The sequence below is a fragment of the Streptomyces sp. NPDC004721 genome, assembly GCF_053601495.1.
In genome coordinates this window covers 83,142-100,146 of record NZ_JBSGBZ010000008.1, presented here as the reverse complement: position 1 = coordinate 100,146, position 17,005 = coordinate 83,142, and the positions used below count along the sequence as shown (strand labels likewise).

31 protein-coding genes and 1 pseudogene are annotated in these 17,005 nt (G+C 70.7%); 29 read left to right on the top strand and 3 right to left on the bottom strand.

The annotated features are described in order from the left end of the window. Positions 1 to 2: 2 nt before the first annotated feature. Together ACWEK3_RS09605 and ACWEK3_RS09600 are read right to left on the bottom strand one after the other, a co-directional pair. On the bottom strand, positions 3 to 1,373 hold the full coding sequence (locus ACWEK3_RS09605) for an integrase (protein WP_453249406.1): 1,371 nt from the start codon (positions 1,371 to 1,373) through the stop codon (positions 3 to 5). A gap of 467 nt (positions 1,374 to 1,840) precedes the next feature. Further along, entirely contained in the window at positions 1,841 to 2,248 is a 408-nt protein-coding gene (locus ACWEK3_RS09600) for a hypothetical protein (protein ID WP_453249405.1), read from the bottom strand. Positions 2,249 to 2,413: 165 nt separating this feature from the next. On the opposite strand from ACWEK3_RS09600, the gene ACWEK3_RS09595 reads away from it, so the two are divergent. The 29 genes and pseudogenes from ACWEK3_RS09595 (at position 2,414) to ACWEK3_RS09455 (ending at position 16,562) form a co-directional block, all read left to right on the top strand. Beyond that, entirely contained in the window at positions 2,414 to 2,665 is a 252-nt protein-coding gene (locus ACWEK3_RS09595; RefSeq protein WP_384079317.1) for a helix-turn-helix domain-containing protein, read from the top strand. Between the two features lie 4 nt (positions 2,666 to 2,669). Then, positions 2,670 to 2,972, top strand: a complete 303-nt coding sequence (locus ACWEK3_RS09590) for a DNA-binding protein (RefSeq protein WP_453249404.1) — start codon at positions 2,670 to 2,672, stop codon at positions 2,970 to 2,972. A gap of 87 nt (positions 2,973 to 3,059) precedes the next feature. Continuing rightward, positions 3,060 to 3,443, top strand: coding sequence for a hypothetical protein (locus ACWEK3_RS09585; protein ID WP_453249403.1), 384 nt, complete (start codon positions 3,060 to 3,062; stop codon positions 3,441 to 3,443). Continuing rightward, the gene (locus ACWEK3_RS09580) at positions 3,440 to 3,928 is read left to right on the top strand and encodes a hypothetical protein (RefSeq protein ID WP_453249402.1); all 489 of its coding nucleotides are present in this window, start codon (positions 3,440 to 3,442) and stop codon (positions 3,926 to 3,928) included. Before ACWEK3_RS09585 ends, ACWEK3_RS09580 begins: the two co-directional genes overlap by 4 nt. Continuing rightward, on the top strand, positions 3,925 to 4,614 hold the full coding sequence (locus ACWEK3_RS09575; protein WP_453249401.1) for a hypothetical protein: 690 nt from the start codon (positions 3,925 to 3,927) through the stop codon (positions 4,612 to 4,614). The genes ACWEK3_RS09580 and ACWEK3_RS09575 overlap by 4 nt, the downstream gene beginning before the upstream one ends. After that, on the top strand, positions 4,614 to 4,871 hold the full coding sequence (locus ACWEK3_RS09570; protein ID WP_453249400.1) for a hypothetical protein: 258 nt from the start codon (positions 4,614 to 4,616) through the stop codon (positions 4,869 to 4,871). The genes ACWEK3_RS09575 and ACWEK3_RS09570 overlap by 1 nt, the downstream gene beginning before the upstream one ends. Further along, positions 4,868 to 5,251, top strand: coding sequence for a hypothetical protein (locus tag ACWEK3_RS09565; protein WP_453249399.1), 384 nt, complete (start codon positions 4,868 to 4,870; stop codon positions 5,249 to 5,251). The genes ACWEK3_RS09570 and ACWEK3_RS09565 overlap by 4 nt, the downstream gene beginning before the upstream one ends. After that, the gene (locus ACWEK3_RS09560) at positions 5,248 to 5,874 is read left to right on the top strand and encodes a hypothetical protein (protein ID WP_453249398.1); all 627 of its coding nucleotides are present in this window, start codon (positions 5,248 to 5,250) and stop codon (positions 5,872 to 5,874) included. Before ACWEK3_RS09565 ends, ACWEK3_RS09560 begins: the two co-directional genes overlap by 4 nt. Then, complete coding sequence (locus ACWEK3_RS09555; protein ID WP_453249397.1) at positions 5,874 to 6,308, top strand: hypothetical protein; 435 nt, start codon at positions 5,874 to 5,876, stop codon at positions 6,306 to 6,308. Before ACWEK3_RS09560 ends, ACWEK3_RS09555 begins: the two co-directional genes overlap by 1 nt. Beyond that, complete coding sequence (locus tag ACWEK3_RS09550; protein WP_453249396.1) at positions 6,301 to 6,537, top strand: hypothetical protein; 237 nt, start codon at positions 6,301 to 6,303, stop codon at positions 6,535 to 6,537. Before ACWEK3_RS09555 ends, ACWEK3_RS09550 begins: the two co-directional genes overlap by 8 nt. Next, positions 6,534 to 6,887, top strand: coding sequence for a response regulator transcription factor (locus tag ACWEK3_RS09545; protein ID WP_453249395.1), 354 nt, complete (start codon positions 6,534 to 6,536; stop codon positions 6,885 to 6,887). The genes ACWEK3_RS09550 and ACWEK3_RS09545 overlap by 4 nt, the downstream gene beginning before the upstream one ends. After that, entirely contained in the window at positions 6,884 to 7,372 is a 489-nt protein-coding gene (locus ACWEK3_RS09540; protein ID WP_453249394.1) for a hypothetical protein, read from the top strand. Before ACWEK3_RS09545 ends, ACWEK3_RS09540 begins: the two co-directional genes overlap by 4 nt. Continuing rightward, positions 7,372 to 8,310, top strand: a complete 939-nt coding sequence (locus ACWEK3_RS09535; protein WP_453249393.1) for a hypothetical protein — start codon at positions 7,372 to 7,374, stop codon at positions 8,308 to 8,310. The genes ACWEK3_RS09540 and ACWEK3_RS09535 overlap by 1 nt, the downstream gene beginning before the upstream one ends. Next, a complete protein-coding gene (locus tag ACWEK3_RS09530) occupies positions 8,310 to 9,500 on the top strand; it encodes a recombination directionality factor (RefSeq protein WP_453249392.1) in 1,191 nt (396 codons plus the stop codon). Before ACWEK3_RS09535 ends, ACWEK3_RS09530 begins: the two co-directional genes overlap by 1 nt. Further along, the gene (locus tag ACWEK3_RS09525; RefSeq protein ID WP_453249391.1) at positions 9,497 to 10,240 is read left to right on the top strand and encodes an exonuclease domain-containing protein; all 744 of its coding nucleotides are present in this window, start codon (positions 9,497 to 9,499) and stop codon (positions 10,238 to 10,240) included. The genes ACWEK3_RS09530 and ACWEK3_RS09525 overlap by 4 nt, the downstream gene beginning before the upstream one ends. Beyond that, entirely contained in the window at positions 10,240 to 10,686 is a 447-nt protein-coding gene (locus tag ACWEK3_RS09520) for a hypothetical protein (RefSeq protein WP_453249390.1), read from the top strand. Before ACWEK3_RS09525 ends, ACWEK3_RS09520 begins: the two co-directional genes overlap by 1 nt. Further along, complete coding sequence (locus ACWEK3_RS09515; protein ID WP_453249389.1) at positions 10,683 to 10,997, top strand: hypothetical protein; 315 nt, start codon at positions 10,683 to 10,685, stop codon at positions 10,995 to 10,997. Before ACWEK3_RS09520 ends, ACWEK3_RS09515 begins: the two co-directional genes overlap by 4 nt. Then, positions 10,994 to 11,287: a hypothetical protein gene (locus ACWEK3_RS09510; protein ID WP_453249388.1), complete on the top strand. Its 294-nt coding sequence runs from the start codon at positions 10,994 to 10,996 to the stop codon at positions 11,285 to 11,287. Before ACWEK3_RS09515 ends, ACWEK3_RS09510 begins: the two co-directional genes overlap by 4 nt. Beyond that, on the top strand, positions 11,284 to 11,889 hold the full coding sequence (locus tag ACWEK3_RS09505; RefSeq protein WP_453249387.1) for a Holliday junction endonuclease: 606 nt from the start codon (positions 11,284 to 11,286) through the stop codon (positions 11,887 to 11,889). The genes ACWEK3_RS09510 and ACWEK3_RS09505 overlap by 4 nt, the downstream gene beginning before the upstream one ends. Then, positions 11,886 to 12,836, top strand: a complete 951-nt coding sequence (locus tag ACWEK3_RS09500; RefSeq protein ID WP_453249386.1) for a hypothetical protein — start codon at positions 11,886 to 11,888, stop codon at positions 12,834 to 12,836. The genes ACWEK3_RS09505 and ACWEK3_RS09500 overlap by 4 nt, the downstream gene beginning before the upstream one ends. Further along, positions 12,833 to 13,129: pseudogene (locus tag ACWEK3_RS09495) on the top strand (WhiB family transcriptional regulator); the annotation flags it as partial. The gene ACWEK3_RS09500 and the pseudogene ACWEK3_RS09495, both read left to right, overlap by 4 nt. Positions 13,130 to 13,590: 461 nt before the next feature. Further along, entirely contained in the window at positions 13,591 to 14,097 is a 507-nt protein-coding gene (locus ACWEK3_RS09490) for a hypothetical protein (RefSeq protein WP_453249385.1), read from the top strand. Further along, the gene (locus ACWEK3_RS09485; RefSeq protein WP_453249384.1) at positions 14,094 to 14,330 is read left to right on the top strand and encodes a helix-turn-helix domain-containing protein; all 237 of its coding nucleotides are present in this window, start codon (positions 14,094 to 14,096) and stop codon (positions 14,328 to 14,330) included. The genes ACWEK3_RS09490 and ACWEK3_RS09485 overlap by 4 nt, the downstream gene beginning before the upstream one ends. Beyond that, positions 14,330 to 14,521 (top strand): helix-turn-helix domain-containing protein, encoded by a 192-nt coding sequence (locus ACWEK3_RS09480; protein WP_453249383.1) that lies wholly within the window; start codon positions 14,330 to 14,332, stop codon positions 14,519 to 14,521. The genes ACWEK3_RS09485 and ACWEK3_RS09480 overlap by 1 nt, the downstream gene beginning before the upstream one ends. 32 nt (positions 14,522 to 14,553) lie before the next feature. Continuing rightward, positions 14,554 to 14,898 carry an HU family DNA-binding protein gene (locus ACWEK3_RS09475; protein ID WP_453249382.1) on the top strand — a complete coding sequence of 115 codons (345 nt, stop codon included), beginning with the start codon at positions 14,554 to 14,556 and terminating at the stop codon, positions 14,896 to 14,898. 59 nt (positions 14,899 to 14,957) lie between these two features. After that, on the top strand, positions 14,958 to 15,401 hold the full coding sequence (locus ACWEK3_RS09470; RefSeq protein ID WP_453249381.1) for a hypothetical protein: 444 nt from the start codon (positions 14,958 to 14,960) through the stop codon (positions 15,399 to 15,401). A gap of 106 nt (positions 15,402 to 15,507) precedes the next feature. Further along, positions 15,508 to 15,699 carry a helix-turn-helix domain-containing protein gene (locus ACWEK3_RS09465; RefSeq protein ID WP_453249380.1) on the top strand — a complete coding sequence of 64 codons (192 nt, stop codon included), beginning with the start codon at positions 15,508 to 15,510 and terminating at the stop codon, positions 15,697 to 15,699. A 30-nt stretch (positions 15,700 to 15,729) separates the two neighbouring features. Continuing rightward, the gene (locus ACWEK3_RS09460) at positions 15,730 to 16,371 is read left to right on the top strand and encodes a hypothetical protein (RefSeq protein ID WP_453249379.1); all 642 of its coding nucleotides are present in this window, start codon (positions 15,730 to 15,732) and stop codon (positions 16,369 to 16,371) included. Continuing rightward, positions 16,371 to 16,562, top strand: coding sequence for a hypothetical protein (locus ACWEK3_RS09455; protein ID WP_453249378.1), 192 nt, complete (start codon positions 16,371 to 16,373; stop codon positions 16,560 to 16,562). Before ACWEK3_RS09460 ends, ACWEK3_RS09455 begins: the two co-directional genes overlap by 1 nt. 86 nt (positions 16,563 to 16,648) lie before the next feature. Here ACWEK3_RS09455 and ACWEK3_RS09450 read toward each other — a convergent pair whose 3' ends face one another. Next, positions 16,649 to 16,849, bottom strand: a complete 201-nt coding sequence (locus tag ACWEK3_RS09450; protein ID WP_453249377.1) for a hypothetical protein — start codon at positions 16,847 to 16,849, stop codon at positions 16,649 to 16,651. Positions 16,850 to 17,005: the final 156 nt, after the last annotated feature.

Genomic DNA, 17,005 nt, shown 5'->3' with positions numbered 1-17,005 from the left:
CCCTACTCCAACACCGGTAGGCCGCTGAACAGCGGCGGAGCCTCATCCAACAGATCATCTGGGAGAGACATGGGAAACGGTGCCACCCACAATCCAGCCCCCACTACCTCCTTCTCCCAGACGCCCTGCAGATACTCCACAATTCGCTCCTCCATCCCGACGGTTACCTCGCTGTACACCCCCTCCACGCCCGGCAGCTCGTGCCCCATCCGGCCCTCGATCGCCACCCGCGCCACATCCGCACCCGGCTCGTCCAACAGGGCCTTGTGCCAGTGCCGCAGCCGGTAGATGTCCTCACCGGCCATCTCCTCCACGGCCGGGATCGCCGGCCGCGCCCACCGCTCGTACCGCGGCCGGGCCGGACGCTCATTCGCGCCGTCCCGGATGGGGAACCAGTACTGGTCGTCGAAGTTCGTCGACAGCAGCGGCTTGCCCGTCATAGAGACGAAGGTCCAGGGGCTCCGATGGGAGGCGAGCAGCGCCTGGTGCATCTCGTGCAAGAACGGCGGGATCACCAGCGTTCTCCACGAGTCGTACTTCGGAGCCGCGAGAACCTGCCGCCGGTCGTCGGTGTAGGTCTGGTACTGGACCCGGATGGCCGGCATCTTCTGGTACCGCTGGAGCGCTTCCTCACGCAGTGCGGGGTCGGGCTCCGCCTGGGGCCAGTTCGGTGAGGAGAATCCTCGCTGCAGCCCGAACATCTCGCCCGGCGGCCGCATGCCGCTGAAGGCCAGTGTCCAGATGTACACCCAGCCGGTGAAGCCCCACACGGTGTGCGCGTTCACGGCGAGCTGGTGCACCGCCCGGAAGGGCAACGGCCGCTTCACGCGCCGGACTTGTTTCTTCTCGTAGCGGCCGCGCCGGCGCTGCTCCACGATCGGTGTTTCGGTGCGGAGTTTGTATTTCACGACGGCGTCGTCCATGAGCATCTTGAACAGGCCGAGGACGCCCTTGCGGTAGTTGTGCGAGTACCGGGCCGTCACAAACTTGTCGAACGCGGCGTACTCGAGCGGCGTGATCTGATCGACGGTCCACGGCGCCCAGTAGGGCTTGATGACGGCGTTCAACCGCGACTTGTACGTCTTGTTGGACCGTACGCGCAGGTCGACCTCTTCGAACCAGAGGTCGCAGTACTCCTCCATGCCTACCGGGCCGGAGCCTCTGGGGCGGTGCCGGTTGTTGCGTACGTCGGACTCGCGGTCGAGGCCGTAGTTGTAGGCCTCCTGCTCGTCCGTGAATGGCACGCCGGGCTCGGGGCCGGAGGCGCTCTCGTACCGCTTCTTCTTCGTCGGCTTGCCGTCTGGCCCGGGCTTGTACTCGCCGCCCCACCACTTGACGCGGATCGAGTTGCCTCGCACTTCGACAGATGGCATTCGTCATCCCCCCGGTGACATGCGTGAGTTGAGAGCGCGGAAGCGTGGCGGGTACCCCTGCCGCCTACGCTCCCCGCGGACTGCTTCTCCTAGGGTGCCCGCCCTACCGGGCAGCCGCCGCAGGTTCCGCAATCCTGGCCCTGGGCCTTCATGAACCGCCTGATGCGCGCTTGGAGCGCGCGGTCGGTGGCGGCCCTGGAGGACAGGACACACACCGTCCGGCCTGCAATGTTGGTCCGATATCCAAGGAAGTTGGATTTCGGCCCGAGCTCAAGGCTGATGACGGAACTCACCGGTCCCCCTCTGCGCTTGGTGCCTTCTGGAGACCTCCCCGGGTGGAATCGTCAGGCTGACACAGAATCAAACTTGCTTCCAGGCTTAACTAAAGTTCAACGCTGGCCGGTAGGTAACAATCCGGCAACGACACGATCATGCGTTCGCGCGCTTCCCGCAGATCAGGCTCCCTATCAAAGATCACCAGACCTTCGCAGAACCTCCACAAGTTCATCACTGAACGCATCAATGTCACCGATCGGGGCCGAGGGCAACTTCGCCCGGGCCGCCTCGAACGCCGCCCGCCTCACCGCCTCCTCGCTCAACTGGCGCCGCGCTCCGGCCGCCGCAGTGCCGTCCGCGCGGTCGACGAGCACAGGCTCCCCGCCCTCAGCGACGACAGCACAACTGCCGGCAGCCCACCCGAGAGCTCGCTCAACTTTGGCCCAGGTGACTTCCTGGACGGTGAGCCCATCTTCAACTCGCTGCCAGGTGTCCTTGGAGATCCCTACGGCCTGTGCGGCCTTGAGGCGCGACGAGTACAGCTGCACGCGGTGCGCCTTGACGTGGTCGCCGAGGCGGCCGAGATCCCGTGTAGTCATGTCGACAGTTTCGCAGGGCCGCCCAGTTCTCGCCTAGTTCCGGCGAAGCAAAGACTCATTTTTACCCAGGTCAGGCTAGCTTCGGCTACCCAAGCCAGGCGACCTCGCCCAATCCTCGGCTAACCAGAGCTAGACAATGAGGCTAACTAAGGCTAGCGTCTCGGTATGCACCAACCCCCGACCTACGAGGTCGACGGGGAGGCCATTCGCGATGAGCGCATGGAAGCGGGGCTCACACAGGAGGAGCTGGCGCAGCGGGCGGGAATCAGCCGCCGCTACGTCAGCCACCTCGAAAAGGGCTCCCGCAGACAGATGAAGCCCAAGACGTATCTGCGCCTCCGCGAAGCCCTCAACGTCGCCGACTCACGCCTGCGCCACCAGTCGCGTCCCGCCGAGGACCCTCCCGAGAGGAAATGACCCCATGGCCACCAGGGCCTATGAGCGCTACGGCGTTCCCGTCCCGCCCGAGGACCCGAAGCAGGAGTTCATGACCGTCCAGGAGACGGCCTATGTCCTCAAGTGCTCCGTCTCGTGGCTGCGCCGCTTCCTGCGCAAGAACCCCTGCCTGTGCGGGCGTAACGGCAACCGCGGCCGCATCGTCACGGACCGCGAGCAGCGGACCGCGATCCATGCCGCCCGCTCGGCCGGCGACCCGCGCACGGGCCGCTCGATGCCCCGTCAGCGCCGCCGCCCGGCCGCCAAGCCGGCGCTCGCCTCCCGCTGACCCCCTGAACGCGCCGAAGGGCCGCCCGCTTTGACCGGCCTGGCGACCCCACGACTCGGCGACCCCTACACACAGAAAGAGGCCCCGATGGGCACACAGATTACCGTCCACCCGCTGAGCGAACGCTCCGCGTTCTACGAGGCGCAGGCCCTGCGTGAGCGGAACGAGTTCTCGTTCCGGTCCACGTGCTCCTACAAGGAGCTGCCGGAGGCGCACGTCGCGGTGCGGGCGACGGAGACCAGCGTGCTGGCCACGGCGACGGACATCGACGTCCTGGGCGAGTGGCTGTACGTGCAGGGCGGGTCGATCACCACGGTGGACCTGCCGTCGGGTCAGACGGTGTGGACGCTGCACACGGAGACGTGGACGGACTCGCCGAAGTTCCCGGTCGTGCCGGTGCATCTGTCGGTGGTGCTGCCGACGGGTGAGCAGGTCATGCACGAGATCGCTGAGGCGGTGGGTGCCGCGTGAAGAAGACGTACCGCGACGACTGGCGCGTGATCATCGAGATCGCGCCCCGCGCCACCCGCATCCCGATCAGCGCCCTCGGGTTCGCCGGTCTCGACCCCGACCTCATCGGCACCCTCGACGGCGACCCGTTCGAGATCACGATTGCGCCGCGCCGCCTCGGTGACCTCGCCTGGGTCTCCATGAGCGACACCCTCGCAAGCCGGGACGTCGAGGGCGACTACCGGCGCCGCTGCGAGGAGATGCTCGCCGAACTGCTGCGCAAGCCGCACGTGAAGTCCGGCCGGGTCGTCTGCACGGAGACGCACGTGTGCTCGCACTGCGACTTGGGCTGGGAGGTGCTGACCGCCGAGGAGGCGGCCGACCCGGCCAACGCGCAGGACGAGCACACGGTCGAGGGTGAGCCGGTCTGCTGCGAGAAGGCGATCGCCGAGTTCCGGTCCGAGCGGGGCATCCCGGCTCTGGCCGAGGCGGGCGGTGCGGTGTGACGCGCGAGGAGTTGCTGGCGCAGGCCAGGAAGCACTTGTGGGCGGCGTGGACGCTGTCGTCGGAGGAGATCGGCTCGCAGGCCGCGGCCACCCTGCTTGGGCTGGGGATGCTGGTTCCGGAGGGCGGTGCGCAGGAGCTGGAGCAGCTGCGGGCTCAGCTCACCGTCTCCGAGCAGCGCAGCGAACGCCGGCGCATCGCCTGGCGCCTGGCCCGCACCCGGGCCGTGGCCACCGGCAGCGCGGCAGATCGATACGCCGCTCGGGCCCGCGAGGGCCAGGAAGCGCTGCAGAACATGCTGTTCGCCATCATCGGTTCGCAGCTCGCGCGTAGGGCTGCGGAGCGGCAGGCAGAGGAGCTGCGGGCTCGGGTCGCCGAGCTGGAGGCCGCGCAGGGCACGGTGTTCCGGGCGGCGCACGACTCGATCGTGATGGGCCTGTACACCACGGCCGCCGAGGCCCGGAAGCACTGCGAGACCGAGCTGCGCCGCGAGTACGCCGAGAGCACGAAGGTGTCGCTCTGGTGGCGTGAGGACGAGGACACCGTCGACCAGCCGGAAGACGGCGAGGGCGAGCTGTTCGCGCACGTCACCCCGCGCGGCTTCGACTGCGGGCGCACCTGGCGCACCGGCTACGTGGTGACGCCGCTGGAGGTCGCTTCCGCGTACGACCCGGACGGTGACGAGTGATGCACGCCGCCACCCCCACCGAATGGGCCGCTGCCTTCTGCCTCAGCACCACCATCACCGCCGCCGCACTCGGCCTCTGGCTGTTCCTCCTCGACGCCGACCCGTGCGACTTCGACCCGCGCCGACTGCTGGAGACCGACGCTGGCGCCCGGCTGCTGGTCGAGGTCGTCAACGCCCGCTACGCCGCACGGGACTTCGCGCTCACGTTGGCCGCCCTCTACACGCTCCTCACCGTCACCCCGGAGGCCACCCGATGAACCGCATCCGCCTCACCTGGCACCGGCTGTTCCGCCGCCCGGCCGTCACCGGCCCGATGCCCCTCTACACCCGACGCCTCCCGGACGGGCTGCTGCTCGACCTGGAGGAGTACCTCACCTACGTCGTCGAGACCCTCGCCGACGACCCCGACGCGCACGCCCTGTTCCTGGAGATCGTCGACGACCGGGCCGTGTCCCGTGAGCACGACGGGTGGGAGCCGGAGCAGTTGCTGATGGAGCGGCTGGCCGAGCGGATCGGCTACGAGGTGCCGGTGCGTGGTAAGGCGCTGGCGCGGCTGGCGGACCGGATGCGGGCTGCGTCCTCGGTGCCGGCCGTGACGATCCCGGCGCAGCGCCGCGAGGGTGGTGCTGCCGCATGAGGGCCGCCCTGGCACTGCACGTCGCGCTGTCCATGCGGCTCGACGCGATCGAGGCGTACCGGCTGGCGCATGCCTACCGCGACGAGGAGCTGCGGAAGTTCGCGGACCGGCTGGCGTCTCGCGCCTCGCTCTACGGCGACAGCCGCACGGTGAACGAGGTCATCAAGGACCTGCGGCACGTGGCCGGTGAGGAGCCCGCGCCGGTCGACGCCGCCGAGGCGTACCCGGGCGAGCTGGCCACGTACCGGCAGCTCGTCCGCGCCCTCCGCGCCGATGTCCGCCCCGACGACGCGGACCTGAATCAGGTGCGCGAGCGGCTCCACCGGCACGCCGCCACCGACGTCAAAGCCCGCGAGGAGGCGAAGGGGAAGAGCAGCCGCGAGGCCGACGCCACCCCCGACTTCTTCCAGCCCGGCCACACATACGCCGACAGCGAGTTCCCCCAGTACGACTGGCAGTTCCGCTGCGACACCATCACCACCCACCCCGAGGACGGGGAGCGCACCGCGCTCGGCTGGCGGTCCTTCAACGGGAGCTGGGAGCCCTACGCCTACGGCGAGGACGACTGGGACGTCCACAAGCACGTCGGCCACACCGACGTCACCGAGGACGGTGAGCGCTGATGAGCGCAGTCGTCCACTCGATCAACGGGCGCCCGGATCTGCGGATCTCGCGGCTCGTGGAGCTCCTCGTCACCCGGCAGCGGCTCGCGGCCCTCGACGAGACGCGCCAGCTGCTGCCGCTCGGCAGCCCGGACCGGCATGACCTCGACCCCGTCGACGCCGCGTACGGCCGGATGCCGATCCGGGCCCTGGACGCTGCGGTCATCGCCCGGCGGCGCCGTGCCGCGCTCCTGAAGGCGATCCGTGCCGAGGGCGGCCGATGGAAGACCGGGCGCGCCACCCGCCTCTACCAGCAGCTCGGCTATGGCGCCGTCAGCCAGGGCACCGCATCCGGCGATCTGAGGGCCCTGCGCACTGCTGGCCTCCTGCACCGGCATGTCAAGACCGGTGTCACCTACTACACGCTCTCGGGCCGGGGAGGCCGTCGTGTCTGACCTGCTTACCCGCCGCTCGTACCTGCTCGCCGCCATAAGAGCCAGTGGCCGGCCGGTGACCACGGCCCGGGCCGAGCAGCTGATGGCCGACTCGCCCTGGCCGACCACCCGCCGGAACACCGCACGCAAAGACCTGCGGAGCTTCGCCCGGGCCGGGCTCCTCACCGCGACCGTCGGCGCCGACGACCGGACCACCTACCTCCTGACCACCAGCACGGGGAACCAATGATCACCACCCACGACCTGCGGCAGCAGATCGCCACCGCTGCCGACGAACTCAACCTGCCCCTCACCGTCAAGCACGTCGAGCTCCTCGCGAGCCGGGTTGCTGAGCGGGCGGACGGCGGCCACCAGCCGCGTAGGGCGCTGACCAGGCAGATGTACGCCGTCCTTGTCGGCATCGCCAACGGCGAGAGCTCCACGGAGACGGGCAAGCGCCTCAGCGTCACCGCGCACACCGTCAGGACCCACAAACTGCGTCTATACAAGGCGCTCGGCGCCCGGAACGCGGCGCATGCGGTGACCATCGCGATGCGTCTGGGCATCCTGCGCGCGATCGAGACGGACGGCCGGTCATGAGCCGCCCGGTGAAGCGCCCCTACATCCGTCACGCCGAGGTCGCGGCCCGACTCCGCAGCCAGCTCGGTGTCTGGGGCGAGGTCGGCGAGTACCCCTCCGCCAAGAGCGCGGAGGACGCGGTCCGCCGTATCCAGACGGCCTACCAGGCGCCCATGTACCAGCCGGCCGGGTCCTTCGAGGCCCGCGTTGAGGGCACCGAGTTGTACACCCTCGTCTTCGCCCGCTACGTCGGCCACACCACGGCCGTCCCGGTCCTCGACGAGCGGCCGGCCACGCCGCCGTCGACGCAGATCCCGCCCGGGCGGGACTGCGACCGGGTGCTCGGACAGATCGCACGCGGCGAGGTGCAGGCCGGGCCAGAAGGCGCCCGCAGGATCGCCGCCCGCCACCAGGAGGCGTACGGCAACGCCGTCTGGGGCTCCGGCCGGGACCCCGACGCGGCATGGGCCGACGCCCTCGCCGGACTGAACGGGGGCACCGCCTGATGACGACCACCGCGCGTGCCGGGGCTCAGGCCCCGGCCGCCGGCCGCCGCTCCTCCAAGAAGAAGAGCGAACCGACCGGCACCGACCGCATCCCCAAACCCTCGCAGGGCTGGTACCGCGTCAAGGGCACCGACCTCAAGCTCCGCCGCGTCACCACCATCCTCGAACAGGGCTGCTGCAAGGGCGACGCCCTCACCTTCTGGGCTGGGAACATCACCGCCGAGACGGCGATGGACAACCTGCCCTACCTGGTGAGCAGCAGTCTGAACCCGGATCAGCGCACCGAGGCGTACGACTGGCTGCGCCGTGCCCACACCCGCAAGAAGGACGAGCGGGGCGACGTCGGTACCGCCGTCCACAAGCTGATCGAAGCGAAGGTGCTCGGCACTCCGATGCCGGAGGAGCTGCTCACCGACCCCAACCTGACCCCGTACCTCGACCACTTCCTCGCCTTCGTCGAGGAGTGGCAGGTCGAGTTCGAGGCCTCCGAGATGGTCGTCGGTAACGAAGAGGACGGCTACGCCGGAACCCTCGACTACCTGCTCCGCTCCCCGCTGATCGCCGCCGCGCTCGCCGCTTACCTCGACACCGACGTACCGGCGGACACGGTCCTCATGGGCGACACCAAGACCGGCGGCGAGCTGGACGTTAAGGGCGTCTACCCCGAGGCCTCGCTCCAGATGTCCGCGTACCGCAAGGCGAAGGTCGCGTGGCTTCGGGATGGCACGAAGGTTCCGATGCCCGAGACGTTCTGGGCCGGCGTGGTCCTGCACCTGCGGCCAGAGGGCTACCGGCTGATCCCCGCCGTGGCCGACGACGCCGTGTTCGACGCCTTCCTGACCGTCAAGCGGAACGCCGAGTGGACGTCTGGCCTGTCCAAGCAGGTCATCCGCCCTGCCCTCACCCTCCCCACCCTCACCGAAGAGAGGGCAGCCTGATGCCCATCATCGACCTGCAGCGCCGCATGCGGCAGCTCGGCGAAATCCGGATCGGCCACGTCGTGGCCGGCACCACGAAGCAGGGCAAGGCGTACACCCGCCCGGCCAAGCTCGACAAGTTCCGCTTCACCAGCCCCTCGCGGGAGATCCTCACCCAGGTCGCGGCGCTCTACGGCGGAGAGGTCAAGCCCTGGACCCCCGCCAACGGCGGACCCTCCGAGTACGAGGTCTACTCGCAGGCCAACCGGCTCCCCGTCCTCATCCCGCCGCGCGACGCCGTCTCGCAGTGGTACGAGCTGTACCAGGGCTCCAAGTGCATGCGCCGCTGCGACGGCGTCACCGAGCACAAGAAGGACCGGCCCTGCATCTGCGACCCCGACGACCGGCAGTGCGCCATCACCACCCGCGTGAACGTCATGCTCCGCGACGTCCCCGCACTCGGCCAGTGGCTGCTGATCTCGAAGGGCTTCTACGCCGCGGTCACCCTGCCGCCTGCGGCTGAGCTGCTGTCGCAGGCCGGCGGTTACGTGGACGGCTGGCTCGGGATGGAGGAGAAGCTCGTCCAGCGCGATGAGGGTCCGGCCCGGTTCATGGTGCCGACGCTGGATGTGGAGATCACCCCGGCGGCGCTGATGGCGGGCACCATCACCGGCGGGCAGCAGGCGGTGGCGTCGGGCCCGGAGCGTGTGGCGATCGCCAGCGGCCGGCCGGATTACGCGGCGCTCGCCGCGGTGGCCAAGACCGCCGAAGACGTCGGGAAGCTGTGGACCCAGGCGAACCAGGCCGGGCACCTCGACGACGACCTGGCGGCTGTGCTGAAGGCCCGTGCCTCTGCGCTGGGCGCGGCCGTCAAGGAGCCCGAGGAGAAACAGCCCGAGCAGCCGGACCAAGACCGACCGCACCCGGACGACGTGGAGCGGCAACTCAACCCGGCCGACTACGGCGACGCCTCGCAGGAGCAGGTCGACGAGGTTGTCCACGACGCCGAGATCGTCGAGGACGCGCCGGACCCGGCCGCTGCCCAGGCTGTGTGGTTCCAGATCATGGCCGCTGCCGGTCCGCTCGGGATGACCACCGAGCAGCTGGAGACGGCGTTCGCGCGCCGCCACGGCGGTCTGCACCCCTCCACCGCCACGGTCGCACGGTTGGAGCAGTTCCTCGCTGCGCTGAAGGCGGGTGAGGTGGCGTGAAGTTCACAGAGATCCGCCGGCTCTCCTGGGACACCGAGTCAACGGGCCCTGACCCGCTCACGGACCGGATCGTCACCGCGGCGATCGTCGTCCGCGGCGGTGGCCGGCCGGACCGCGACTTCTCGTGGCTCGTCAACCCGCAGGTGGCCATTCCCGAGGCCGCGACCGCGGTGCACGGGATCACCGACGCCAAGGCCCAGGCCGAAGGCACCGATCCGAAGGTGGCGCTGGACGAGCTCGCGACGAATCTCGCGCGGGCCGTCGAGTGGGGAATGCCGATCGTGGCGTTCAACCAGTCGTTCGACTGGACGATCCTGCACCACGACTTGGCCCGCCACGGTCTGGCGACGGTCGAGGAGCGGGTGGGCCTGCACCCGCTGCCGCTGATCGACCCCCACGTGATCGACAAGCAGGTCGACCGGTGGGTGAAGGGCTCCGGCCAGCGGAAGCTCAAGCCCACCGCCGAGCGGTACGGCGTCCAGCTCGAGGACTGGCACACCGCGGAGGCCGACGCGCTGGCCGCGCTGCTGATCGCGGAGGCGCAGTTCGAGCGGTACCCGCAGCTCAACAACTACGGGCCGGCCGAGTTGTTTTCGGCTCAGCAGGAGTGGCGGGCCGCCCAGTCTGCGGATCTGCAGGCGTACTTCCGCAGCGCGCCGCCGGAGCGTGGCGGCGACCCGAACAAGGTCATCGACGGCTCTTGGCCGCTCATCCCGGCGCCCCGGAAGGAGAGCGAGTGATGTTCGGTCTGATCACCCGCCGCCGTCACGAGCAGGAACTCGCCGACGCCCGCGCTCGCGCTGACCAGTTCCGTGTCGAGCGGGACGAGGCGCGCGCCGAGCGGGCGGCGTTCCGTGCCGCGCAGCAAGTCGCGGCCCGCCAGTTCGCCGAGGCCGACGCCGCCAACCGGCGTCTCAAGGGCCGGGTCCTCGAACTCGGCCGCCGCAACAACGCCCTGGGCGAGTCCGACCCCGAGTACGCGGCCAGCCTTGAGCGCCGCATCGGCCGGCTCAAGCGCGTCGGTATCCGCATCCTCGCCGCGTACAGGGCGGAGAAGCACCGTGCCGACCGGCTCCAGGACCAGCTCGACGACGCCCTCGGCCTCAACGACCCGCGCGTGGACAACGGCCGGCACTGGCAGCACACCCGGAACGACCGCCAGACGCGGAAGGAGCCCACGTCGTGAGCCAGTTCATCACTGCCCTGGTTGGGGCTGGCGCCGCGGTCGGGGTGGGCTCGGTGATGGTCGCCCGGAACTGGCCGCAACCGTACCGCGGCCGCCACCGGGCGCCGGCCGCGCCCAAGCAGCGTGCACAGGCCGAGGCCTCGAGCAGCTCGTCGTCGCAGGCCGCCCCGGCGCCGCCGCATGGTGCGGTCGTCGCGCAGGCATGGGACGACTGCCCGAACTGCGCCAAGGCGACCGCCGGGATGCTCCACAAGACGGGCTGGACCTGCGGCGAGTGCCTGACGCCGGTCCTCGCGGGAGGCGTCGCATGAACGGCCTGGTTCTCGCTTCGATCGGGGTTGTAGCGGCCGGGCTGATCGTGGCCGTCTGCCTCACCGGCCCCCGCCAGACCCCGCGGCCCCGGCCGGCGGTGATGGACACCGAGCCCGGCATCAACCTCGCCGACCGCGACGCATGCGAACTCCTCTGGGCCATGCCCGCCTACGACGAGGCCACCGCGCGCCTCAACGACCCCATCGCCACCGACCCGGACCTTGCCGCTGGCCTCGACCGGCTGCGCCGCGCGGTCCGCGATGAACAGCAGAAGGGAGAGCAGGCGTGACCAGCACGCCCACCCTCTTCACCTCCGAGGCCCCGGCCGCCCCCGCGGCGGCCGGGCCCCGGCTCGTGCGAGTCCTCGGCCTCGACCTGTCCATGACCGCCACCGGCATCTGCCTGCCCGACGGCACCACACGGACGATCAAGACCAACTCCAAGGACGGCGACCACCGCCTGCAGACCATCGTCAACGAGGTCGGCCTGGCCCTCGGCGAGAGCGCCGACGGCTGCGGCGACGCGGTCGATCTCGTCGTCATGGAGGAGGCCCCGCCCGGCCTCAAGGGCCCTGCGATCAAGGCCATCCACATGGTCCACGGCGCGGTGCGGCTGCGGCTGCTCGACTTCGACACCCCGTACGTGATGGTCAACCCGACCACGCTCAAGGCGTACGCCACCGGCAGCACATCCGCTGACAAGACCGCCATGGCCATGGCCGCGTACAAGCGGGCCGGCCGGGAGTTCGCCGACGACAACCAGTGCGACGCCTGGTGGCTCCGCGCGGCCGGCCTCGAGGCCTGTGGCACGCCGGAGTTCGAGTTGCCGAAGGCGCAGCGCGAGCGGCTGGTCAAGGTCACCTGGCCCAACCTCAAGGAGGTGACCCGATGAAGATCCGTGAGGACGTCGCTGGGCTGCTTCGCGAGGGCCTCTCCAACGCGGAGGTCTCCCGCCGCACCGGCGTCCACCCGGTCAAAGTCGGCGACACGCGCCGAGCGCTCGCCCTGCCCGACTACTACGCCACGCTGCCGAGCTATGTGGCGCCGGACAGCGACCGCGACCACGGCACCCGCGCCAAGTACGTCATGGAGAAGTGCCGGTGCACACGGTGCAGGGAGGCAAACCGGCAGGCGCACAACGAGCGGGAGCGTCTCCTGGCCTACGGCCGCTGGCACCCCTACGTCGACGCCGAACCCGTCCGCGTCCACATCCGGTACCTGCAGGACTGCGGCATGGGGCTGCGCACCATCGCCGCCGCCGCGAACGTCGACCGGCAGCGACTCCAGGCGGTCCTCTCCGGCCGCCCGGAGCGCGGCACCGGCCCGCAGGAAAAGGTCCGCCCCGTGCTCGCCGCCGCGGTCCTGGCCGTCGAGCCGACGCTGGAGAACCTCGCCCCGAACACGCTGATCAGCCCTCTCGGCACCCGGCGCCGCGCCCACGCGCTCGTCGCCGTCGGCTGGCCCCAGCAGCACCTTGCCACCCACCTCGGCATGCTGCCGGGCAACTTCGCCCAGATGCTCGGCCGCGAGCATGTCCTCGTTCGCCGGGCCCTCGCCATACGGGGCATGTACGACGACCTGTGGAACGTCGACCCGGAGGAGCACGGTGCCAGTCCCGGCGGCATCGCCCGCGCTCGCAGGTACGCGGCCGAGCTCCAGTGGGCTCCGCCCGGTGCGTGGGACGACGACACGATCGACGACCCGGCCGCGTTCCCTGACTGGACCGGCCAGTGCGGCACACCGCAGGGCCCAGCCGCCCACCGGCGGCACAACATCCTGCCCGTCTGCCCGCCTTGCAAGACCGCGTACGCCGCGGCGCGGAAGGCGGTGGCGGCATGAGCCACTACAGCGGATCGGTGCCGGACTACGAGCAGGGCGCCGACTGGCGCGACTCGGCCGCCTGCGGTGAGGAAGATCCCGAGCTGTTCTTCCCGAACGGCAGCAGCGGCCCCTGGGAACTCGTCATCCAGGAGGCCAAGGCCGTCTGCCGTCGCTGCCCGGTCGTCGAAATTTGCCTGCAGTGGGCGTTGGAGACCGGCCAAGAGGCTGGCGTATGGGGTGGACTCAGCGAGGACGAGCGCCGCGCGATGAAGCGGCGGGCCCGCCGGCCCCGGGACCTGACCGCCGAGGCCATGACCCCCGCCAGCCCGCGTGGGAACGGGCCGCGCACTTTCCAAAGCATCCGCGACGAGTGCACCGCCCCCACCGACGACGGGCACATCCTCTGGACCGGGAAGGACGGCGCCTCGCTGGGCGGCCGCGGCTACACCTACCGGCAGATCGCTTTCGCCGCCGACCGCGGCCACCTCCCGACCGGGCGGGTGCAGACCGAGTGCGGCGTGGACCGGTGTGCGCACCCGCAGCACATCAGCGACGAACGGGAGCGTGACGCAGGCGCGCTGGAGCGCCTGGCCGCCGCGGAGGAGGCCCCGGCCGGTACGGAACTCGTGCCGCTGGACAGCCTGCCGGCCGAGGGGTGTGGCAGTCCGTCCGGCGCGCTTGCTCACGAGGCGTGCGGTGAGGAACTGTGCGACAGCTGCACGGCGGCGGTCACGGCGGCCGTCGGGCAGCTCGCCGGAGCGGGGGCCGGATCATGAGCGGCCGCCTCGAGGACAACACGCCTCGCTGCGGGCACTGGGTGGGCGCGGAGCAGCGGTACTGCCACGGCACCGACAACGTCCGCAACTACTTGAGCGGCCTGCGTTGTCCGGCGCACACCCCGAACGCGCTCGCCGGGAAGCCGGAGACACCGCCCGGGCCGGGCATGCCGGCGCGGGCGTGGTCGACGCCATCGCCCCTGTCCGACTCGCGGGTGTTCGACGACCGGGCCGTGGCCTCTGGCAAGAGGCGGTCCAGCCCTGCGGCTTACCGGGCCGCGCAGGCCGCCGTCGGTCACCGGCCGGCGCCGGGGATCCGTCTCGATCCGGGCCAGCCGGACGGCCGCGGCGGATGGATCCGCATCCCGACCGCCGACTACCTCTGCCCCGCCTGCCACCAAACCGAGGCCGCGTCCGGAGACCAAGTCGCCCACTTCGCCGCCCACATCGAAGACGAACACCGCACCCGCTGCTCGGCCAGCCCTCAAGGAGCACAAGCGTGACCCACCGACGTACGGACCGCCCGTTCCGTGGCGACGAACGCATCAAGGCCAGCGCGAAGGCCACCGAGCTGTACAAGGCCGGCCACACCATCCGCTGCGTCTCCACGCAGATCGACCGCCCGTACTCCACCACCCGCAACCTCCTCACCGAGGCGGACATCGTCTTCCGGCCCCGCGGAACCGTCTCCAACTGCACCGCACCCCACACCCCCAGCTCCACGGAGCCCAACTGATGGCCAGCGAGACGCAACGCGGCTGGAACAACGCCTTCCGCTCGTGGAGGCCCAGCCACTACCGGCAGCCGAAGCTCACTCCGCAGCAGCGCGACGCGATCACGCAACGCCTCGCCGACGGCGAGACCGTCGCTGCCCTCGCCCTGGAGTACGGCGTCAGCCGCCGAACCATCGACCACTACCGGCCATAACCGTCGGCCAACCCTCAAGGAGCACACGCCACATGACCGCTGCCGCCCAGCCCACGGGCCCTCTCAACAAGGCCGGCCTCGCCGAGGCCGTCGCCGCGGACCTCGGTGTCTCCCAGCGCGAGGGCCGCCGCGCCGTGGATGCCGTCCTCAACACGATCACGCGCGCGCTGGCCGCCGGACACAGCGTGACCATCACCAACTTCGGTAGCTGGCACGCCGTCCAGAAGCCCGAACGCCAGGCCCACAACCCCGGGACCGGCGAGTGGTTCACGGTGCCCGCCCGTCAGGAGATCCGCGCGCTGATCTCGCCGCGCCTCAGGGACCTGGTACGGGCCGGTGACCCGTCCGCGTGGATCCGTAAGAACCCCAGCAGGTAGACCGCCCGAGCGCCCCGGCCGCGCGAATCGGCCGGGGCACCCGCCACCAGGAGAACACAGTGACCGACACCCCGACCCACGAACGCCCGTACACCGACCACGACCTCCGTACCGAGGCCGCCCGCCAGCACTACATCGCCACCGAGGACCCCGAGTTCATGTGCGTCGGCGAGCAGATGCAGGACACCGAGATCGAGAGCCTGCTGCCGCCCGAGGAGGCCGACGGCGCCGAGGCCCCCCACTGGGACGAACTGCTCGACGAGGACCAGTTCAACGAGGCGCAGCGGAAGATCCACGGCCTCATCAACGGCGCGGCTGACGTGTCGAAGTGGGCCATCGACCTCGGCGCCGACGGGCTCGAACCCGAGGACCACACGCTCACCGTCGACGGCGACGACAAGCCCCTCGTCCGCCTGCACTGCGCCTTCAGCCCCGGCCTCGACGACCAGGCCCGCATCGCCTTCATGTCCCGCCTGGCCAGGGTCATGGCCAACGCCCTCTGACCACCCCCGACCGGCCGCGCCCCTCCCCCTGGTGCGGCCGCCCCGGGCGCCGGGCCCCCTTCCCCCCTCCGCGGGGCCCGGCGCCCCTCCCAGCAAGGAGACCCACATGGCCAGAAACGAGGCCCTCACCGGCGAAGACCGCCGCATCGTCGCCGCCGAATTCGCCGACCTCTACCGCGCCAACCACAGCATCCGCGCCATCGCCACCCGCACCGGCCGCTCCTACGGCTGTATCCACCAACTCCTCGTCGAAGCCGGCGTCACCTTCCGGTCCCGCGGCGCACGACACCCCTACTGATCCGGCAACTCCAGCGGAACGGACCCCCTCATGCCCCGCACCCTGCCCACCCCGCCGCCTCGGATCGCCCGCCTGCCCCGCAACCACGCTGGCTACCCCGTGCCGTGGTTCGTCGCCTGGATCGACGGCATGCCCGACTTCCGTGTCATCGGCGCTGGGAAGCTCGACGACGCGATCCGCTTCCGCGCCTGCTGGCTGTGCGGCGAACCCCTCGGCGCGAACGCGGCCTTCGTGATCGGCCCCATGTGCGCGATCAACCGAGTCAGCCCCGAGCCGCCGTCGCACCGGGACTGCGCCGACTACGCCGCCCGCGCCTGCCCCTTCCTCACCACACCCGACATGCGCCGCCGCGACAGCCAGCTGCCGGACAACACGGTCGAGCCGGACGGGATCATGCTCCGCCGAAACCCGGGCGTCGCCCTGGTGTGGGTCTCCCGTACCTGGCGCCTGCAGCCCCACCTGCGGCTGTGGACGGTCGGCGACCCAATCGAGACCCGTTGGTACGCCGAGGGCCGCCCCGCCACCCGGGCGGAGGCCCTCGCCTCCATCACCTCCGGACTGCCGCTCCTGCGCGCCGAGGCGGAGAAGGACCGACGGCCGGCGGCGGCGCTTGCCGAGCTCGAAGCGCAGCACGCCCGCGCGCTCGAGCTGATGCCGGCGGGTGACCGCTGATGGCCTCCGCCCGCACCTGGCGTCCTGACGGGCCCGGCAGCTTCCAGGCGCCGCAGGGGGTCCAGGCCGTCAACGACCGGACCGGCCGCCAGTGGTCCCGACGCGGGCCGCGGTGGACGTGCACCGGTTCGCACTTCATCCGCTGGCGGGTCCTCGTCGCCCAGCACGGGCCCGTGACCGAGGCCACGTAGACGGGCGGATCTTGCCGAAACGGTTCCACAACATCACAAAACCCCGCACATAGGGCGGGGTTCGGAGGACGAGAGGAGGGGCGGTGTCAGGACTCGGCGATGTTCTTGGCCGCGTTGGCGTCGCGCTGCTGCTTCTGCTTGCGGCGCCAGGCATTCACGCGTGCGTGGACGTGCCGGCGGACGTCGTCGGCGCGCGAGGTGCCCTCCTCGTCGCACAGCTGCCCGTACGCCGCCCACACCTCGTCGTCGATGCGGATCATGCGGCCGGGGGTTCCCCTCGTCGTCATGCGGCCAGGGTAGCTGACCGTTCACCCGCTACACACCCCCCGCGACCTGCCCGTACTGCGGCTCGTACTGCTCATGTATTGCTTGTGCCTACACACCCTGGGGTAGAGTCTACGACAGGTAAGGCGCCCGCCAAACCGCCCTGAGCTGGGGGTTTC

Excerpts from the sequence above, each read along its gene's own strand:
- ACWEK3_RS09605 (WP_453249406.1), bottom strand. The coding sequence starts at position 1,373 with ATGCCATCTGTCGAAGTGCGAGGCAACTCGATCCGCGTCAAGTGGTGG.
- ACWEK3_RS09600 (WP_453249405.1), bottom strand. The coding sequence starts at position 2,248 with ATGACTACACGGGATCTCGGCCGCCTCGGCGACCACGTCAAGGCGCAC.
- ACWEK3_RS09595 (WP_384079317.1), top strand. The coding sequence starts at position 2,414 with ATGCACCAACCCCCGACCTACGAGGTCGACGGGGAGGCCATTCGCGAT.
- ACWEK3_RS09590 (WP_453249404.1), top strand. The coding sequence starts at position 2,670 with ATGGCCACCAGGGCCTATGAGCGCTACGGCGTTCCCGTCCCGCCCGAG.
- ACWEK3_RS09585 (WP_453249403.1), top strand. The coding sequence starts at position 3,060 with ATGGGCACACAGATTACCGTCCACCCGCTGAGCGAACGCTCCGCGTTC.
- ACWEK3_RS09570 (WP_453249400.1), top strand. The coding sequence starts at position 4,614 with ATGCACGCCGCCACCCCCACCGAATGGGCCGCTGCCTTCTGCCTCAGC.
- ACWEK3_RS09565 (WP_453249399.1), top strand. The coding sequence starts at position 4,868 with ATGAACCGCATCCGCCTCACCTGGCACCGGCTGTTCCGCCGCCCGGCC.
- ACWEK3_RS09560 (WP_453249398.1), top strand. The coding sequence starts at position 5,248 with ATGAGGGCCGCCCTGGCACTGCACGTCGCGCTGTCCATGCGGCTCGAC.
- ACWEK3_RS09555 (WP_453249397.1), top strand. The coding sequence starts at position 5,874 with ATGAGCGCAGTCGTCCACTCGATCAACGGGCGCCCGGATCTGCGGATC.
- ACWEK3_RS09545 (WP_453249395.1), top strand. The coding sequence starts at position 6,534 with ATGATCACCACCCACGACCTGCGGCAGCAGATCGCCACCGCTGCCGAC.
- ACWEK3_RS09540 (WP_453249394.1), top strand. The coding sequence starts at position 6,884 with ATGAGCCGCCCGGTGAAGCGCCCCTACATCCGTCACGCCGAGGTCGCG.
- ACWEK3_RS09535 (WP_453249393.1), top strand. The coding sequence starts at position 7,372 with ATGACGACCACCGCGCGTGCCGGGGCTCAGGCCCCGGCCGCCGGCCGC.
- ACWEK3_RS09530 (WP_453249392.1), top strand. The coding sequence starts at position 8,310 with ATGCCCATCATCGACCTGCAGCGCCGCATGCGGCAGCTCGGCGAAATC.
- ACWEK3_RS09520 (WP_453249390.1), top strand. The coding sequence starts at position 10,240 with ATGTTCGGTCTGATCACCCGCCGCCGTCACGAGCAGGAACTCGCCGAC.
- ACWEK3_RS09510 (WP_453249388.1), top strand. The coding sequence starts at position 10,994 with ATGAACGGCCTGGTTCTCGCTTCGATCGGGGTTGTAGCGGCCGGGCTG.
- ACWEK3_RS09500 (WP_453249386.1), top strand. The coding sequence starts at position 11,886 with ATGAAGATCCGTGAGGACGTCGCTGGGCTGCTTCGCGAGGGCCTCTCC.
- ACWEK3_RS09490 (WP_453249385.1), top strand. The coding sequence starts at position 13,591 with ATGAGCGGCCGCCTCGAGGACAACACGCCTCGCTGCGGGCACTGGGTG.
- ACWEK3_RS09480 (WP_453249383.1), top strand. The coding sequence starts at position 14,330 with ATGGCCAGCGAGACGCAACGCGGCTGGAACAACGCCTTCCGCTCGTGG.
- ACWEK3_RS09475 (WP_453249382.1), top strand. The coding sequence starts at position 14,554 with ATGACCGCTGCCGCCCAGCCCACGGGCCCTCTCAACAAGGCCGGCCTC.
- ACWEK3_RS09465 (WP_453249380.1), top strand. The coding sequence starts at position 15,508 with ATGGCCAGAAACGAGGCCCTCACCGGCGAAGACCGCCGCATCGTCGCC.
- ACWEK3_RS09460 (WP_453249379.1), top strand. The coding sequence starts at position 15,730 with ATGCCCCGCACCCTGCCCACCCCGCCGCCTCGGATCGCCCGCCTGCCC.
- ACWEK3_RS09455 (WP_453249378.1), top strand. The coding sequence starts at position 16,371 with ATGGCCTCCGCCCGCACCTGGCGTCCTGACGGGCCCGGCAGCTTCCAG.
- ACWEK3_RS09450 (WP_453249377.1), bottom strand. The coding sequence starts at position 16,849 with ATGACGACGAGGGGAACCCCCGGCCGCATGATCCGCATCGACGACGAG.